Below are 16,291 nucleotides of genomic sequence, written 5' to 3' on the forward strand. Positions count from 1 at the left end.
GAGACACGGTACCCCCGCGCCGCACGGCCTGTGCAGCCCCGGCGCAACCACCCCACTTTAGAACGCAACCGGAGAAAAATGATGTTGAAAGCCTACCGTGACCATGTGGCCGAGCGCGCCGCGCTGGGCATCCCACCGCTGCCCCTGACGGCCAAGCAGACCGGCGAGCTGATCGAACTGCTCAAGAACCCGCCCGCTGGTGAAGAGGCCACGCTGGTGGACCTGATCACGCACCGCGTGCCTGCCGGTGTGGACGACGCCGCCAAGGTCAAGGCCAGCTACCTGGCCGCCGTGGCCCACGGTACTGAAGTCTGCACGCTGATCGGCCGCGAGCGCGCCACGCAGCTCCTGGGCACCATGCTGGGCGGCTACAACCTCACCCCCCTGATCGACCTGCTGGACGACGCGGCCGTGGCCTCCGTCGCCGCCGAAGCGCTCAAGAAGACGCTCTTGATGTTCGACCAGTTCCATGACGTCAAGGAAAAGGCCGACAAGGGCAACACCTTCGCCAAGTCCGTGCTGCAAAGCTGGGCCGACGCCGAGTGGTTCACCAGCCGCCCCGAAGTGCCCCAGAGCATCAAGCTCACCGTGCTCAAGGTCACCGGCGAAACCAACACCGACGACTTGTCGCCCGCGCCCGACGCCTGGAGCCGCCCCGACATCCCGCTGCATGCCCTGGCCATGCTCAAGAACAAGCGCGACGGCATCACGCCCGAAGAAGACGGCAAGCGCGGCCCCATCAAGTTCATTGAAGATCTGCGCGCCCGCGGCAACCTGGTGGCCTATGTGGGCGACGTGGTCGGCACCGGCTCCAGCCGCAAGTCGGCCACCAACAGCGTGCTGTGGTTCACGGGCGAAGACATCCCGTTCGTGCCCAACAAGCGCTTCGGCGGCGTGTGCCTGGGCAGCAAGATCGCTCCCATCTTCTACAACACCATGGAAGATGCCGGCGCACTGCCCATCGAGCTGGACGTGAGCCAGATGAACATGGGCGACGAGATCGAGCTGCTGCCCTACGCCGGCAAGGCACTGAAGGACGGCCAGGTCATCGCCGAGTTCACCGTCAAGAGCGAAGTGCTGTTCGACGAAGTGCGCGCCGGTGGCCGCATTCCGCTGATCATCGGCCGCGGCCTCACGGCCAAGGCCCGCGAGGCCCTGGGCCTGGCACCTTCCACCCTGTTCCGCCTGCCCCAGGTGCCTGCCGCTACCGGCAAGGGCTTCACCCTGGCGCAGAAGATGGTCGGCCGCGCCTGCGGCCTGCCCGAAGGCCTGGGCGTGGTGCCCGGCACGTACTGCGAACCACGCATGACCTCGGTCGGCTCGCAGGACACCACCGGCCCCATGACCCGCGACGAACTGAAGGACCTGGCCTGCCTGGGCTTCAGCTCCGACCTGGTGATGCAGTCCTTCTGCCACACGGCCGCTTACCCCAAGCCCGTGGACGTGAAGATGCACCACGAGCTGCCCGACTTCATCAGCACGCGCGGCGGCATCTCGCTCAAGCCCGGCGACGGCATCATCCACAGCTGGCTCAACCGCATGCTGCTGCCCGACACCGTGGGCACCGGCGGCGACTCGCACACCCGCTTCCCCATCGGCATCAGCTTCCCTGCCGGCTCCGGCCTGGTGGCGTTTGCCGCCGCCACGGGCGTGATGCCCCTCGATATGCCTGAATCGGTGCTGGTGCGCTTCAAGGGCAAGATGCAGCCCGGCGTCACGCTGCGCGACCTGGTGCACGCGATTCCGCTGTACGCCATCAAGGCCGGCCACCTCACCGTGGCCAAGCAGGGCAAGAAGAACATCTTCTCGGGCCGCATCCTGGAAATCGAAGGCCTGCCGGACATGAAGGTCGAGCAGGCGTTCGAGCTGTCCGACGCATCGGCCGAGCGCTCTGCCGCCGGCTGCACGGTGCGCCTGAACAAGGAACCCGTGATCGAGTACATCAACTCGAACATCGTGCTGCTCAAGAACATGATCGCCCAGGGCTACGCCGACGCACGCACCATCGGCCGCCGCATCAAGGCCATGGAAGCCTGGCTGGCCAATCCCCAGCTGCTGGCCCCCGACGAGAACGCCGACTACGCCGAAATCATCGAGATCGACCTGGCCGAGATCACCGAACCCATCGTCTGCTGCCCCAACGACCCCGATGACGCCAAGACGCTGTCGGACGTGGCCGGCGCCGCGATCGACGAAGTGTTCATCGGTTCGTGCATGACCAACATCGGCCACTTCCGCGCAGCCTCCAAGCTGCTCGAAGGCAAGAAGGACATCCCCGTCAAGCTGTGGATGGCCCCGCCCACGAAGATGGACGCGCACCAGCTCACCGAAGAAGGCCACTACGGCGTGTTCGGCGCGGCCGGTGCCCGCATGGAAATGCCCGGCTGCTCGCTGTGCATGGGCAACCAGGCCCAGGTGAAAGAGGGCGCCACCGTGATGTCCACCAGCACCCGCAACTTCCCCAACCGCCTGGGCAAGAACACCAACGTCTACCTGGGCTCGGCCGAACTCTCGGCCATCTGCTCCAAGCTGGGCCGCATTCCTTCCAAGGAAGAGTACCTGGCCGACATCGGTGTCATCAACCAGAACGGCGACAAGATCTACCAATACCTGAACTTCGACAAGATCGCCGAGTTCAAGGACGTGGCAGACGGCGTGGCCGCCTGATAGGCACCCCGAGGGACCGTTGACCGGTCCTTCCCAAGAAAAAGCGGCCCCGCGGGGCCGCTTTTTCTTTGCCTGCCCGCTCAGCCCAGTCGCATCGACAGCTCCACATCGCCGGCAAAGGGCACGCTCAGGTAGCCGCTGCCCGGCGCACGCACGCGCGCCAGGTAGTCGGGGCTGAAATCTGCGTTGTCGGCCACGATCAGCGCGCCCGGGCGCAGGCGGGGCTCCACCAGCGCCAGCACGTCGGCGTACAGGGCCTTGGCGCCATCGAGCAGCAGCAGGTCGATGGCCTCGGGCAGGCCGCTGGACAGGGTGTGCAGGGCATCGCCCTCGCGCACCTCCACCAGGTCGTCCAGGTCGCCCTGGGCCAGGTGCTCGCGCGCCCGGGCCACCTTGTTCGGTTCGAACTCGCTGGTGATCAGGCGCCCGCCGCCGTTGTCGCGCAGCGCCGCGGCCAGGTGCAGGGTGGAGATGCCGAACGAGGTGCCGAACTCGACGATGTGGTGCGCGCCCGTGCTGCGCGCCAGTAAGTAGAGCAGGGTGCCCGTGCTGCGCGACACCGGCAGCCACAGGTCCTTGATGCGGCTGTAGAAATCGAGGTACTCGGTCTTGCTGTGCATCAGGCGCTCGCGCTCTTCGCGCGAGATGCCGGGCAGGGCCGGGCTGGTGGCCGCATCGGCCTGCTCGAACAGGCGCTCCAGCAGGGGCGCCAGGGGAAGGGTGTTCAGTGTGTTCATGGACTTGTCCTGGATCGAAGCGCCTGGTGGGCACTCCCGTAGAATGCGATCAATTCGTCGCGTTTTGAGTATGCGATGAATTCGTCGCATTCACCAGTCGCATTCGCTGCCGCCCTTTTGGACCCCCATGACCGAAGCCCGCCGTCCCCAGATCTCCTCGAGAAAGCAGCCCCAGCAGGCCCGTTCGGCCGGGCTTGTGGCCGCCATCCTGGAGGCCGCTGTTCAGGTTCTGGCCAAGGAAGGGGCGGCGCGCTTCACCACCGCCCGCGTGGCCGAGAAGGCCGGCGTCAGCGTCGGCTCGGTCTACCAGTACTTCCCCAACAAGGCGGCCATCCTGTTCCGCCTGCAGGCCAACGAATGGCAGCAGACACAGGACATGCTGCGCAGCATCCTCAGCGATGCCGGCCAGCCGCCGCTGGTGCGCCTGCGCACGCTGGTGCATGCCTTCATTCGCTCGGAGTGCGAGGAGGCCGGCATGCGCAGCGCCCTGCACGACGCGGCCCCGCTGTACCGCGATGCCCCCGAAGCGCAGGCCGTGCGTGCCAATGCCGACGGCATCATCGAGGCCTTCATGCAGGAGCTGTTGCCCGAGGTTCCCGCCGCGCAACGCGCGCTGGCGGGCGACATGGTCACCGAAACCATGGCCGCCCTGGGCAGCCGCTTCTCTGCCAGCCCGCGCACCGAGGCCGAGATAGGGGCCTATGCCGACGCCATGGCCGACATGTTCTGCGCCTACCTGCAGGCGCTGCAGCAGGGCTGAGCTGCCACGTATTTGCAACACAGTCGCCACCGGTTTGTCATGCAATTGTCATGATTGGCCTGCATTCTTCGCCCATAACAACAACAAAAAGAAATGGAGGGACATCCATGGCAAGAGAGAACAACCCCGAAGAGATAGACACCCTGGGCAAGCGCCTGGGGATGCTGCTGTTCAGCGGGCTCTTCGCAGCGGCCTTTGGCCTGGGCGGCTACTTCGCGGGGATCCAGCCCCTGGCGCACACGCTCCGCGCGGCGCTGGAGGTGCGCAGCTGGCAGCCGGTGGCGGCCCAGGTGCTGGGCACCGAGCTCAAGCGCCACACGTCGAGCGAAAGCACCACCTACCGGGTGCACGCCCGCTACCGCTACGAATTCGCGGGGCGGCAGTACGAGGGCACCCGGGTGGGGCTTGACCCCGAGGCCGGTGCCGACAACATCGGCGACTGGCACCAGCACTGGCACGGGCTGCTGCAAAGCGCCCAGTCCCGTGGGCATCCCATCACCATCATGGTCAACCCGCAGGCGCCCGCGCAGGCCCTCATCGACCCTTCCATCCGCTGGGGGCTGCAGATTTTCCGCGTGCCCTTTGCCCTGGTCTTCACAGGCGTGGGGCTGGTGGCGGGCTGGTTCTTCGTGCATATCCTGCTGGGCGGGGGCGGCAGGAAGGAGGAGGCAGCGCAGGGCGTTTCGCCCAAGCCCCTGCAAAAGGGCGCGGCCAGCAAGTCGGCGGGCGCCACCTGGTTCTTCACCGTCTTCTGGTGCGGCATCGCCTTCCCCATGGCCGCCCTGCTGTGGGCCAGCAACAGCGCGCCCTGGTACGCCAAGGCCTTCATCTCCATCTTCGTCATGGTGGGCGTGGGCCTGATCGGCCTGGCGCTGCACCAAGCGCGCCTGGCCTGGCGCTATGCGGGCGCGGCGCTCTCGGCGCTGCCGTCCCAGCCGCGCGCCGGCCACCCGGTGGAGCTGACGCTGCTGCTGCCCGAGCGCGCCGCCCACCAGCAGGACCACCGCCCGCAGCTGCGCCTGGCCCAGTACCGGGTGGACGAATCGAGCTCCGGCTCGCCCGAGCGCTGCGTCGAGTCCTTCACCGAAGCGGCGCGCATGCAGCGCACCGCAGATGGCGGGTTGCGGCTGGTCGCGCGCTTCGAGCTGCCGGCCGATGCGCCCCCGCATGGCGCCCAGCGCTCGGGCGAGCGTGTGGACTGGCGGCTGGAGCTGCTGCACAGCCCCGGCGGCTCGGTGGAGCTGACCTACGACCTGCCCGTGCAGGCCGCACCGCGCGGCTTCGGCGGGGGCGACGAACTGCCCGACCGCTTCGACCGGCGCGCGGCCTGGAAGCAGGTGGTGCCCATTGCGCCCCTGGGCGAAGCCGAGGACGTGGACGAAGGCCCCCTGCCATTGCCCCATGCGGTCACGCTGCAGGAGACCCGAGAGGCATGGACCTACGAATTCAGCCAAAGTGGCTGGCGCTGGGCCGCCGGCCTGGTGCTCGCCGGGCTGGCGCTGGAGGCGGCCATCAACGGGCGCCTGGGCGCACAGGGCCTGGCGCTGCCCCGCGGGTTCTTCGCGGCGGGCGCCTGGATCGGCCTGGCCGCGTTGGCCCTGCATGCCGCCACCCGCCGCTGGACCTTGACCGTACAGGACGGCGGCATCACTGCGCGCCGCCACTCCTGGCTCTGGTCGCGCGCCGACACCGTGCCCGGCGATGCCAGCCGCACCCTGGTGCACAAGCTGCTGTACGCCACGGGCAGCGGCGCCAGCGAGCACCGCTACCACGCCGTGTATGCGCGCGGAGCCGGCGACACGCTGGTGCGGTTGACCCCTGGCCTGGGCGGCGAGGCCGCGGCCACGGCGCTGGGCCAGTCACTGGCCCAGGCCTGGGCGCACCGGCGCGGCCGCTTTGCGGCCGGCATGCAGCGGCCCGCACGGGCCCAACATGCCCGCCCGGCCTGGGGCGCGCTGCTGGTGCTGGCCCTGGTGGCCTGGTGGGTCGTGGGGCCCAAGGTGGCGGGCACCGCGCGCCGCGCTCCGGTGGCAGAGACGGCAGCGCCCGCCGTGTCGTACTCCGCCGTGGATGGTCGCCTGCTCGACGCCCAGAACGCAGGCGACGCCTCAGCACTGCGCGCCGCGCTGGCCGCTGGCGCCAACCCCAACCTGCTGGCGCCCAACGGCTCCAGCGTGCTCATGCTGGCCGCCCACCGGGGCCAGATGGAGCACATCGAGGCACTTCTCGCCGCAGGTGCCCAACCCGACCTGCGCCAGACGCAAAAGGACAGCGAGCTGGGCGACACCGCGCTGCTGCGCGCCTTCTACGGCGGCCACCTGGCGGTGGCCCAGCGCCTGGTGCAGGCCGGGGCCGGCCTCTCGGCCCGCAACCGCTGGGATTGGGGGCCTGTGCACATGGCCGCGCAAAGCGGCTGCATCGCCTGTCTGGAATGGCTGGCCGCGCAAGGCCAGCCGCTGGATGAGCCCGCATTGGCCAGCCGGGGAGAGACCCCCACCATGCTGGCCGCCGGCCGGGGCCGGGTGCAGGCGCTGCAGTGGTTTGCCGCCAGGGGCATCGACCTGGCGCGCAAGGACCCCCATGGCAAGACCGCACTCGACTGGGCGCGCTTCAAGCAGCAGGGCGAGGCCGAGCAGTGGCTGCTGGAGCGGGCGCGCTGAAGTCCTATTGGACTTTTCGCTTCACCTGCGCACGCAGGTAGGCCAGCACCCGCTCCACCCGTGCCAGCACCACGTCTTTCTTGCCCACAGGCGCCAGCCGTTCTTCGGTCTCCCGCTTCTTCTGGGCCATGGCCTGGAACTGGTCGCCGCCGTACAGCCAGGCACTGACCAGCGCGGCGTAGCCGAAGTTCTGCTGGGCATGTTCGGCCAGTGTCTTGTGGCCCCGGGGATTGCCGGGAGGCAGGGGGAACACGGTGGCGCCCGCCATGATGGCGTGCATGCCTTGTGGCGTGCGCGTCATCTCGAGGATGGGGCCCACAGGGTCTTGCACCTCCTGCACCATGCGCTGCAGGTCGGCCGTGGACCGGATGGGTACATAGCCAGGGACGCCATGAAAAATACCGACGTGAAAATTCAGCTGGCGCCGGAAGTACATCTCATCGTGCTCGGGAAACACGGCCCGCAGGATGTTGGCGATCTCTTCGCTGAACACGTTCACGTCGATGGTGAGGCAAGGCAGTTGGTTGGTCGTCGACGTCAGCAGCACCACGCCCTGGCCCCCCGCCGGGGTGGTTCGGAAATAGGTCGCCTCCGCCTGGGCGCGGTAGTACGGCAGATCGAGCGCCACCCGCGGTGAGATGAAGCCGTGCTGCGGCAACAGCGAGGCGAGCACGGAGCGCATCTCGTCGCGCGCCGACACCAGCGCCATGGTCATGGGGGCCGGCGCAGGCACGGGCGCTGCAGCGGGCGGGGGCGGCGGCCTGGGCGTGGGGGCGGGGGCGCCAGCAGTGCCCCGGGGCGCCCCTTCCAGAACCTGCATCGCCTCTTTCCAGAAGTCGGTGCGCTCCGGCGGCAGCACCTGGTTGGGCGCTGCCAGCGCCAGCCCCAGCTGGTCGTCCAGCACCGTCAGGCCCAGCGCATTGGCCCGCCTCACCACGGCCACCAGCAACTGCATGCGGTTGTCCGCGGGCAGCTGGAAGGTCCACACCGCCTTGCGGCAGGCCTTGGCTTCCGCCACCGGATCGCCGACCCAGGGCGCGTCCCCGTAGTCCTTGTACGCTGCCATCTGCGCGGCCAGGGCCGCGAACTTCGGGTTGGGGCCGGGCTCTACAAGCTCCAGCTCGAACCAGCGGCGCAGCGCTGCCTCGAACGAGGCCGGGGTGGCCTGGCCGGCGGGTGGTTCCCAAACACGAAGGTCGTAGCTCATGGTGCGGGTGTGAAACAGGGTGGAGCGGTTTTACCACTGGATGTGGGGTGTCGCACTGCGGGCCGAGAATCAAAGCTGCGATTCGATCGCCGCCTTGTCGATCACCGACCACACCTCGGCGATCTTGCCATCGCGGAAGGTATAGAACACGTTCTCGGTGAACTGCACGCGCTGCCCATTCACCGGCAGGCCCAGAAACTCGCCCGCCGGCGTGCAGTCGAACTGCAGCCGCGCCGCCACATTCCCCTGCAGAGGTCCGGCATCGGCCACCAGCTGGGCGATGTGGAACTGCAGGTCGGGGATGTCGCGGTAGTCCTGCTCCAGCATGGCGCGGTAGCCCGCCACGCCCAGGTGGCGCGCATTGTGCGACGCCTCGGCATGCACGTAGTGCTGCAGCTCCTCCCAGCGCTGTGCGTTCAGGCAGGCGATGTAGGCGCGGTACACGCCTTCCAGGTCGGTGGCATTCGTCGTCATGGTGCGGCAGGTGGTGTTTCTTGCAAGGTCAGGTGTTGTACCAGTTGCTGGGCATGCTGGGGCAGGGCATTCAGGTCGCGCAGGCACAGCACCAGTTGCCGATTCGCCCAGGCATCGGTCAGGCGCACGGCCTTCACATGCTGCGCGCGGGCGTGGCGCATGGCCGCCGCACGGGGCAGTATGCCCACGCCCACCCCCAGGCCCACCAGCTGGCACACCGCCTCGAACTGGCGCAGCCGCACCCGGTAGCGCAGCCGCTGCCCCTGGCGCTGGGCGTGGCGCACCACCAGGGCCTGCAGCGCGCTGCCTTCGGCCAGGCCGATGAAGTCCAGGTGCGCCACCTCGGCCAGCGCCACGCTGCGGCGCGCGGCCAGCTCGTGGCCCTGCGGTACCACCAGCACCAGCGGGTCGGGCCGCAGCACCTGGTTGGCCAGGCCTTCGAGATCCACCGCATCGGACACCAGGCCCATGTCGCACAGGCCTGCGCGCACCGCATCGGCCACCTCCTGGCTGGAGCGCTCCTCCACATCCACCGAAATGCGCGGGTGCCGTGCCAGAAAACCCGCTATCGCCTGCGGCAGGTGCTCGCTCAGCGCCGAGCTGTTGCACAGCACGCGCACATGGCCCGCCAGGCCCGCGCCGTACTCGCCCAGGTCGCCGCGCAACTGCTCCATCTGCTGCAGCACCAGCCGCGCATGGTGCAGCAGCGTGTGGCCGGCCGGCGTTGGCTCCACACCGCGCTGCGCGCGCAGCAGCAGGGGCACGCCCAGCGCGTCCTCCATGCCGCGGATGCGCTCGCTGGCCGAGGCCAGCGCCATGTGGCTGCGCTCGGCACCGCCGGTGATGGTGCCGGCCTCGTGCACGTTCAAAAACAGCCGCAGATCGGTCAGGTCAAAGCGCATGGGCCACAACGTACCACAACAGCCTTCGGCCCAGCCTGAGGCTGGGTGCACCGCATTCCGCATTTCCAGCGCGGCCCGCCTTGCCAAGAATGGCATCCGTCCACCTGCCATGCCTGGCAGGTACCGCACGGAGCACCCACGATGAGTTCAGCACAATTTCAAAATCGTCCCATGTGCCAGGCCCGCAAGCTGGGGCGACAGCCATGGTGACCGGCCTGTTCGGCGCCCACTCCTGGGTCTGGCTCGCGGGTGCCGGTGCTGTCTTTCTGATGGCCGGCGGTGTAAAGGGCATCGTCGGCCTGGGGCTGCCCACCGTCTCCATGGCCCTGCTGGCCATGCTCATGGCGCCGGCCGAGGCCGCGGCCCTGCTGGTCGTGCCCTCGCTCATCACCAATGTCTGGCAACTGCGCCCCTGGGCCAGCGTGCTGCCGCTGCTGCGCCGCCTGGGCGGCATGCAACTGGGCATCTGCGCGGGCACCTGGCTCGGGGCCTGGGTGCTGGGTGCGCCGGCCGGTGCCTGGTCGCGCGCGCTGCTGGGCGGGGCGCTCATCGCCTATGGCTGCTGGGGCCTGGTGGGTGCGCGCCTGTCGGTGCCGCCCCGGGCCGAGCGCTGGCTTTCGCCCCTGGTCGGCTTTGCCACCGGCTGGGTCACGGCCGCCACCGGTGTCTTCGTGGTGCCCGCGGTGCCTTACCTTCAAGCATTGGCGCTGCAGCGCGATGCGCTGGTGCAGGCCATGGGCATCTGCTTCACCGTCTCCACCATCGCGCTGGCCGGCGGCCTGGCGCTCAATGCCAGCTACCCCGCGTCCGCCCTCGTGCTCTCGGCCTGGATGCTGCTGCCCGCGCTGCTGGGCATGGCCCTGGGCACCCGCATCCGCCAGCGCGTGTCGGCCGTGTGGTTCCGGCGCTGCCTGATGGTGGGGCTGCTCGCGCTGGGGATCTACATGGTGGCGGATGCGCTGGCCTGGCACGGCTTCGCCTCGCATGGCGGCGAGAGCGAGGGGGCGCTGCGCATGGCGCGAGAGGGGGCGGGCTAGTTGTGACCCGGTACCACGTGGCGCCAGGCAAACTCCACGTCCAGCCCCAGAACCCGTTCGCCGTCAACCCGGTTGCCCAGCTTGAGTTCTGCACCAATGGTGCGCGCCAGGTCCGCACAGATGGCCAGCCCCAGCCCCGCGCCGCTGCTGGGCCGGGCCGAGGGCTCACGGGCGAATGGTGTAAACGCCATGGCCTGCATCCCGGGCGACATGCCGGGCCCGGTGTCCCACACGATGAGGCGCACGCCGCCTTGCTCCATGGCCTCGATGCGCACGCCGAGCTGGCCGTGCCCGGGCGTGAATTCAATGGCGTTGCGCAGCAGGTTCGCAAGGACCTCGCGCACCATCCAGCGCTGGCTCTCCATCACGAAGGGCCTGGCGTCCAGCTGAAAGTCGAGGTGCTTGCGGGCGGTGAGGGGTGACAGGCCGATGGCGATCTCGCTCACCAGTTCACCCAGGTCGAATGCCTCGTTCTGTACCGCAGCGAGCGATTCGATCTGTTGCGCCCGCGCCAGCGAGAGCAGCTGTTCGGCCAGCCGCGTGGCGCGGCGCGAGGTGGCGACCTGCTCAGCCGCATGTGGCCGGTCGACTGGGGCCATTCCCCCGACACCATCTACGCTGCGCTGGTGGAAACGCTGCACATGGCCACGCTGGGCACGCTGCTGTCGCTGCCACTGGCCATTCCGCTGGGGCGGCTGATGGCGTCCAACCTCACGCGCAATCGGACGCTGAACTTCATCGCCCGCGTGCTGCTCGTATCGAGCCGCTCGGTGAACTCGCTGGTGTGGGCGCTGCTGTTCGTCGCCATCTTCGGGCCGGGGCCGCTGGCCGGCATGCTGGCCATTGCGCTGCGCTCGGTGGGGTTCGTGGGCAAGCTCATTGCAGAAGCCATCGAACAGACGCCACGCGGCCCGATCGAGGCGCTGCAGGCGGCGGGTGCCTCCACACTGGCACAGGTCTGGTACGGCTACTGGCCGCAGATCAAGCCAGCCTTCTGGTCGGTCGCCCTGTTGCGCTGGGACATCAACATCCGCGAATCCGGCGTGCTCGGGCTGGTGGGCGCGGGTGGCATCGGCATGGCGCTGGACACCGCGCTCAATCTCTTCCACTGGAACCGCGTCGCCCTGGTGCTGCTCGCCATCTTCGCGGTGGTGCTGATCGCGGAAGTGGTGGTGGTGCAGATCCGCAAGCGGGTGCTGTGAGCGACGGCAAATGAATCCCTGCTTTAGGAGGCGCAGCCGCGACAAGATTTTCCTATCGCTGGCGAATCGAATTCTTCGTTTGGCATGGGCTACGCCGCTGCCTAGCATCAGGCGCTCACCATTTGTAGTTCCTCACATGCAGATCAAGTCACTTCCCGGAGAGCTGTTCATCTGGACCAACGTAGAGCACGAATACGAGGCAGACATGAACCACTGGTATGAATCGGAGCATCTGCGCGAACGCGTTCTGATCCCCGGATTCCGGTGGGCGCGACGCTACTGCTCCCGGCAGGGACCGCGCCGCTACCTGGCGCTGTACCGTACCGACGCTCTGGATGTCTTTTCGTCACCGGCGTACCAGTTCGCTTTCCGCAACCAGACCGAATGGTCCCAGCAAGTGTTCACCCGCATGCGCGACACCATGCGGCGGGTCTGCAGCGTGCCGCATGTGGGTGGCGTTGGCACGGGACAAGGCGGCATACTCCTTGAACTGCCGCTCAACCTGTCCCAAGAACTGCAAGGCCAACTCCTGTCGAATCTGGGCAAGCTTGCGGGCGTGGCTGGATTCCATTGGCTGGAGCCCGTGGCCGAACTCTCGACACCATTGCCTGGTGGCGATTTCGGCAACTTGTCGCCGATGGTGTTTGCCGAAATTCTGCAGCCTGAAGCGCATGCACAAGTAGTATCCATGCTGCGCCACCTGGACCTCGGGACTTCCACCCAAGTCCATGCCTTCGATTTCATGCGCGAAGTGCGCGCCGCTGATCTCGTGCAAGCACCGCATTGACATCCCGCGTGGGACCGAACGAGATACGCCGTGCCTGACTGCAAGCGCTTTTCATCCGTTCCTGGTGCAAGTCGCCGGTCAACTCTACGATAGGAGTCAGCGTGAACACTCGGTTCCTGGATGCCTTGATCTGGGTCGCCCGCCTGCGCAGCTTCCGAGCGGCGGCGGACAAGCTGCACGTCACGCAAGCGGCAATTTCCAACCGCATCTCAGCGCTTGAGGAAGAGCTGGGCGTCCAGCTGTTCGAGCGTGACAGCCGCGAGGTTCGATTGACCGATTGTGGGCGAACGGCATTGGCGCAGGCCGAGCAGATTTTGCGGCTGGAGCGCGAATTGAAGGCGTCGGTGACCGGCCGCTCCGAGGCGGAAGGCATGGTACGTGTCGGGTGCATCGAATCGATCGCGCATTCCTGGCTCGTACCGATGGTCCGTGAGCTAGCTGTCACCCACCCTCGGCTGTCGCTCGAACTGACCATCGAACCGACATCGCACCTGCACGCACATCTGCTTCGCGGCAGCCTGGATGTCGCATTGCAGACCGATGCCGTGGTTGAAGAACACATCGTCAACCGAAGCCTCGGTGCGATGACCATGGCCTGGTTTGCCGGACCGGAGGCCGCGCTGGCCATCGGCGAGTCACCGTGGGAGCAGGTGCTGGACTTGCCGGTGATCACTTTCACCCGCGGGTCGCAGCCGCACGCCAACGTGCTGCGGGATATGGAAACTGCGGGCGAGAAGGTGCGGCAGGTGCATTGCGTCACGGCCATCTCCGTGCTTCGGCAACTCGCACGGCAGGGCTTCGGCGTGGCGACATTGCCGCCCGCGGTAACGCAGGACGAAGTGGCGCGTGGTGAACTGGTGCAAGTCGCTTCCAGCATCGTCCTGCGCCCGCTCGAACTCGTTCTGAGCTACCGGCGTGACGCCACCTGGGCTGCGATAGACGTGGTCGTGGAGGGCGCACTGCAACATGCGACCCGCTTCGCGCAATCGACCCGCAATGCCCTCGCGACGCCGCCCTGACATCAGGCCTCCTGCGTCACACGCCAAGCTTTGGTTGCAGGTTTGAACGCCTCTGGGCGCAGCATGTCCAAGCGCCTGGTCGCAATCCGATCCAGGAGGAGTTCCGCCAACTCGATGGCTGGATTGCACCTTCCTGAGGTGAAGGACGAAGCCTGCATTCATACGCTCTTCCGAGGCTTGATCGCGCGTCACGACAAAGCCTTTCACGGGTGGTGATCACGCGCTGCACAGGACTACCTGGGCCATGGTTGGGCTGGCGCCTCACTTCAGCAGCGCAAGCGACGACGCATGCCGGTTGCAGTCCGTTTGTAGGTCCGAAGAAGCCACTCGTGCGCTTGCGGGCCAGGCCCCTGGACCACGGAACTGCTGAAGTTTCGTTGATGGGTGCCGATTGATTTAATCCGTTTTGCCATCGCCATGTCGACTGCGACCATTGCAGCCTCAACAACGAGGAGACGTTCATGGCCCGAAGCTTTGGTGGGAAGACTGCAGCAGTGTGTTGCGCATCGGCCGCCGGGCTTCTCCTCTCGTTGGTCGCGCATGCAAGCGTGTTGGAGGCAGCCCGTTGGGGCTTGTCCCGCGCTTGCGTCGCATCGAATGGCCACGTCGAAAACTCCATGCAATTCGCGCAGGAGATCGAACGTTCGACACCCGGTCGCCCCTTCTTGTTTGATCTCTAAAAGAGAAACCCTAGCCATGCCTCTTTCCTTTGATTTCCCGGGGCGGGATGTCCATCGACGTCTCGAAGTCGAGTTCAACTGTCTGGTCGTTGCCGGCTGGACCGGTCGCGATGCACACGCCGTTGAGCACCACATCCATGAGCTCGAAGCGATTGGCGTACCGCGTCCCAGTGCGGTCCCGCTTTTCTACCGGGTGGCCGCCCACCAGTTGAGCCAGGCCGACGCCGTGCAAGTGGTGGGCGATGGAACGTCGGGCGAAGCGGAACCTTTCCTCTTCTTCCACGCAGGCGAATACTTCGTGTCGCTGGCGTCAGACCACACGGACCGGACACTCGAAGCCCACAGCGTTGCGCTCTCGAAGCAAATCTGTCCGAAGCCGGTGGCGCGCAACGCTTGGCGCCTGGCCGACGTGCAGGACCACTGGGACGATCTGGTGCTGCGCTCGTGGATTGAGGAAGCCGGTGAGTTCCGCCTGTACCAGGAAGGTACGCTGGCTGCGCTGCGCGATCCTGCGGACCTGCTGGCACGTTACGGGGCCAGCAATCCGTCGCCAGCGGAAGGCTTTGCTATGAGTTGCGGCACCTTGGGCGCCATCGGCGGCGTTCGGCCTTCCTCCAACTTCCGGATGGAACTGTTCGATGCCCGCCTGGACCGTCGCATCACACACGCCTACCGATGCACGGCACTGCCCGTCATCGCCTGACAGCCAAGGGCATCGCGATGTCTCAACAACCACACCCCACCCTCACACTTCACGGTGCCCGTACGGGCATGGACAATGGCCAGACCAGTTCCCTCGCGCTGACGGAATCGGCGCTGGATCACATCGCCGACCCGGCGGGAGAGGGCGCGCGTACCTTCACCCAGGTGTTCGCAGAACGTGCGTTGCGCATGGCACAGGTCAGCGACAGCATGCGTTCGGCGGGCCAGAAACGCTCACCGCTGGAAGGCGTTCCCATCTCGATCAAGGATTTGTTCGACGTGGCAGGGACGCGCACACTGGCGGGCTCCGTCGTGTTGCACGACGCCCCTGCGGCTGAGCGGGATGCTGCGGTCGTGCAGCGCGTGCTGGCCTCCGGCGCCGTCCTGGTGGGCAAGACGAACATGACCGAGTTTGCCTATTCCGGCCTGGGCATCAACCCCCATCACGGCACACCGGCGAACCCCTGGCGGCGGCATGAGCAACGCATTCCCGGTGGTTCTTCTTCGGGTGCAGCGGTAGCCGTTACAGACGGTATGTGCGTGGCAAGTGTCGGCAGTGACACGGGCGGCTCGGCGCGCATTCCAGCCGCGCTGTGTGGCATTACCGGGTTCAAGCCCACGGCGCGGCGCATCTCGGCTGAAGGCCTTGTTCCTCTGTCGCCGGCGCTCGACACGGTGGGCGTGCTCGCTGCCGACGTGCAGGGCTGCGCCGTGATGGACGCGGTGCTTTCCGGCACGCCCCACGCACCCCGTACACCATCCTTGAAACAAGCCCGCTTTGCAGTGCCCACGACCCTGGTGCAGGACGGAATGGACGCTGTGGTGGCCTGCGCGTTTCGGCACGCATTGGACCGGATCTCGGCTGCGGGGGCGCAAGTGGTCGACCTGGACGTGCCCGAATTCAGCGAGCTGGCCCACATCAACGCTGCTGGGGGCTTCAGTGCCGCAGAGTCCTGGGCCTGGCATGCCGAGCTGATCGACCGCCGTGCCGCAAGCTACGACCCGCGCGTGCTGTCCCGCATCCTGCGCGGTCGTGATATCTCCGCGCAGGCGTACATCGATCTGCTGGCCAGGCGCGCCGACTGGCAGCGCCGAATCGCGGCGCGTTTTGACGGATTCGACGGCTGGCTGATGCCTACCGTGCCGACGATCGCTCCCGGCATTGCAGACCTGGTCGCCAGCGAAACGATGTATTTCGAATCCAACGCGCTGATGCTGCGCAATCCGTCCATCGTCAACTTCATGGACGGTTGTGCGATCTCCTTGCCCTGCCACGAACCCGGCGCCGCTCCTGTGGGGCTCAGCCTGGCGGGGCCGCCATTGGGCGACGCAGCGGTCCTGGACTGGGCTGCATCCATCGAAGCAGTCTTGCACTGAGGGAGGACGCTGCATCGAAACACGCCCCCCTTGCCGACCGATCCCCCTTGCATCAACAGAGTCAACTCCCAGGAGCCATT

At 67.2% G+C, this 16,291-nt stretch carries 13 protein-coding genes and 1 pseudogene; 9 read left to right on the forward strand and 5 right to left on the reverse strand.

The genetic code is table 11. From position 1 onward, the window contains the following. Positions 1-81: 81 nt before the first annotated feature. Entirely contained in the window at positions 82-2,667 is a 2,586-nt protein-coding gene (acnB, locus tag AC07PA_RS27550; protein WP_494609741.1) for a bifunctional aconitate hydratase 2/2-methylisocitrate dehydratase, read from the forward strand. 80 nt (positions 2,668-2,747) lie between these two features. On the opposite strand, the gene AC07PA_RS27555 is transcribed toward acnB, so the two are convergent. Beyond that, entirely contained in the window at positions 2,748-3,404 is a 657-nt protein-coding gene (locus tag AC07PA_RS27555) for an O-methyltransferase (protein WP_494609742.1), read from the reverse strand. 127 nt (positions 3,405-3,531) lie between these two features. Between AC07PA_RS27555 and AC07PA_RS27560 the strand changes: the two genes are divergently transcribed. Then, entirely contained in the window at positions 3,532-4,164 is a 633-nt protein-coding gene (locus tag AC07PA_RS27560; protein WP_494609743.1) for a TetR/AcrR family transcriptional regulator, read from the forward strand. 107 nt (positions 4,165-4,271) lie between these two features. After that, the gene (locus AC07PA_RS27565) at positions 4,272-6,824 is read left to right on the forward strand and encodes an ankyrin repeat domain-containing protein (RefSeq protein WP_494609744.1); all 2,553 of its coding nucleotides are present in this window, start codon (positions 4,272-4,274) and stop codon (positions 6,822-6,824) included. 4 nt (positions 6,825-6,828) lie between these two features. On the opposite strand, the gene AC07PA_RS27570 is transcribed toward AC07PA_RS27565, so the two are convergent. The 3 genes from AC07PA_RS27570 to AC07PA_RS27580 all read right to left on the reverse strand — a co-directional run bounded on the left by AC07PA_RS27570 (position 6,829) and on the right by AC07PA_RS27580 (position 9,407). Next, a complete protein-coding gene (locus AC07PA_RS27570) occupies positions 6,829-8,031 on the reverse strand; it encodes a hypothetical protein (RefSeq protein ID WP_494609745.1) in 1,203 nt (400 codons plus the stop codon). Positions 8,032-8,100: 69 nt separating this feature from the next. Next, complete coding sequence (locus tag AC07PA_RS27575; RefSeq protein WP_494609746.1) at positions 8,101-8,505, reverse strand: ester cyclase; 405 nt, start codon at positions 8,503-8,505, stop codon at positions 8,101-8,103. Beyond that, entirely contained in the window at positions 8,502-9,407 is a 906-nt protein-coding gene (locus AC07PA_RS27580; RefSeq protein WP_494609747.1) for a LysR family transcriptional regulator, read from the reverse strand. The genes AC07PA_RS27575 and AC07PA_RS27580 overlap by 4 nt, the downstream gene beginning before the upstream one ends. 203 nt (positions 9,408-9,610) lie before the next feature. On the opposite strand from AC07PA_RS27580, the gene AC07PA_RS27585 reads away from it, so the two are divergent. Next, on the forward strand, positions 9,611-10,444 hold the full coding sequence (locus AC07PA_RS27585) for a sulfite exporter TauE/SafE family protein (RefSeq protein ID WP_494609748.1): 834 nt from the start codon (positions 9,611-9,613) through the stop codon (positions 10,442-10,444). Here AC07PA_RS27585 and AC07PA_RS27590 read toward each other — a convergent pair. After that, positions 10,441-11,043, reverse strand: coding sequence for a sensor histidine kinase (locus AC07PA_RS27590; protein WP_494609749.1), 603 nt, complete (start codon positions 11,041-11,043; stop codon positions 10,441-10,443). The genes AC07PA_RS27585 and AC07PA_RS27590 overlap by 4 nt on opposite strands. Here AC07PA_RS27590 and phnE point away from each other — a divergent pair. From phnE to AC07PA_RS27615, 5 genes and pseudogenes are all read left to right on the forward strand, one after another. Then, a pseudogene (gene phnE, locus AC07PA_RS27595) lies at positions 11,008-11,646 on the forward strand (phosphonate ABC transporter, permease protein PhnE); the annotation flags it as partial. The gene AC07PA_RS27590 and the pseudogene phnE overlap by 36 nt on opposite strands. A gap of 136 nt (positions 11,647-11,782) precedes the next feature. Beyond that, complete coding sequence (locus AC07PA_RS27600; RefSeq protein ID WP_494609750.1) at positions 11,783-12,433, forward strand: hypothetical protein; 651 nt, start codon at positions 11,783-11,785, stop codon at positions 12,431-12,433. A 101-nt stretch (positions 12,434-12,534) separates the two neighbouring features. Continuing rightward, complete coding sequence (locus tag AC07PA_RS27605) at positions 12,535-13,452, forward strand: LysR family transcriptional regulator (protein WP_494609751.1); 918 nt, start codon at positions 12,535-12,537, stop codon at positions 13,450-13,452. Between the two features lie 696 nt (positions 13,453-14,148). After that, on the forward strand, positions 14,149-14,835 hold the full coding sequence (locus tag AC07PA_RS27610; RefSeq protein ID WP_494609752.1) for a DUF2848 domain-containing protein: 687 nt from the start codon (positions 14,149-14,151) through the stop codon (positions 14,833-14,835). A gap of 17 nt (positions 14,836-14,852) precedes the next feature. Then, on the forward strand, positions 14,853-16,211 hold the full coding sequence (locus AC07PA_RS27615) for an amidase (protein WP_494609789.1): 1,359 nt from the start codon (positions 14,853-14,855) through the stop codon (positions 16,209-16,211). Positions 16,212-16,291 lie beyond the last annotated feature (80 nt).

This window comes from Acidovorax sp. GW821-FHT09B03, assembly GCF_059418305.1.

What these genes read in the sequence shown, in the direction of transcription:
- acnB (WP_494609741.1), top strand. Translation starts at nt 82, where the DNA reads ATGTTGAAAGCCTACCGTGACCATGTGGCCGAGCGCGCCGCGCTGGGC.
- AC07PA_RS27555 (WP_494609742.1), bottom strand. Translation starts at nt 3,404, where the DNA reads ATGAACACACTGAACACCCTTCCCCTGGCGCCCCTGCTGGAGCGCCTG.
- AC07PA_RS27560 (WP_494609743.1), top strand. Translation starts at nt 3,532, where the DNA reads ATGACCGAAGCCCGCCGTCCCCAGATCTCCTCGAGAAAGCAGCCCCAG.
- AC07PA_RS27565 (WP_494609744.1), top strand. Translation starts at nt 4,272, where the DNA reads ATGGCAAGAGAGAACAACCCCGAAGAGATAGACACCCTGGGCAAGCGC.
- AC07PA_RS27570 (WP_494609745.1), bottom strand. Translation starts at nt 8,031, where the DNA reads ATGAGCTACGACCTTCGTGTTTGGGAACCACCCGCCGGCCAGGCCACC.
- AC07PA_RS27575 (WP_494609746.1), bottom strand. Translation starts at nt 8,505, where the DNA reads ATGACGACGAATGCCACCGACCTGGAAGGCGTGTACCGCGCCTACATC.
- AC07PA_RS27580 (WP_494609747.1), bottom strand. Translation starts at nt 9,407, where the DNA reads ATGCGCTTTGACCTGACCGATCTGCGGCTGTTTTTGAACGTGCACGAG.
- AC07PA_RS27585 (WP_494609748.1), top strand. Translation starts at nt 9,611, where the DNA reads ATGGTGACCGGCCTGTTCGGCGCCCACTCCTGGGTCTGGCTCGCGGGT.
- AC07PA_RS27590 (WP_494609749.1), bottom strand. Translation starts at nt 11,043, where the DNA reads ATGGCCCCAGTCGACCGGCCACATGCGGCTGAGCAGGTCGCCACCTCG.
- AC07PA_RS27600 (WP_494609750.1), top strand. Translation starts at nt 11,783, where the DNA reads ATGCAGATCAAGTCACTTCCCGGAGAGCTGTTCATCTGGACCAACGTA.
- AC07PA_RS27610 (WP_494609752.1), top strand. Translation starts at nt 14,149, where the DNA reads ATGCCTCTTTCCTTTGATTTCCCGGGGCGGGATGTCCATCGACGTCTC.
- AC07PA_RS27615 (WP_494609789.1), top strand. Translation starts at nt 14,853, where the DNA reads ATGTCTCAACAACCACACCCCACCCTCACACTTCACGGTGCCCGTACG.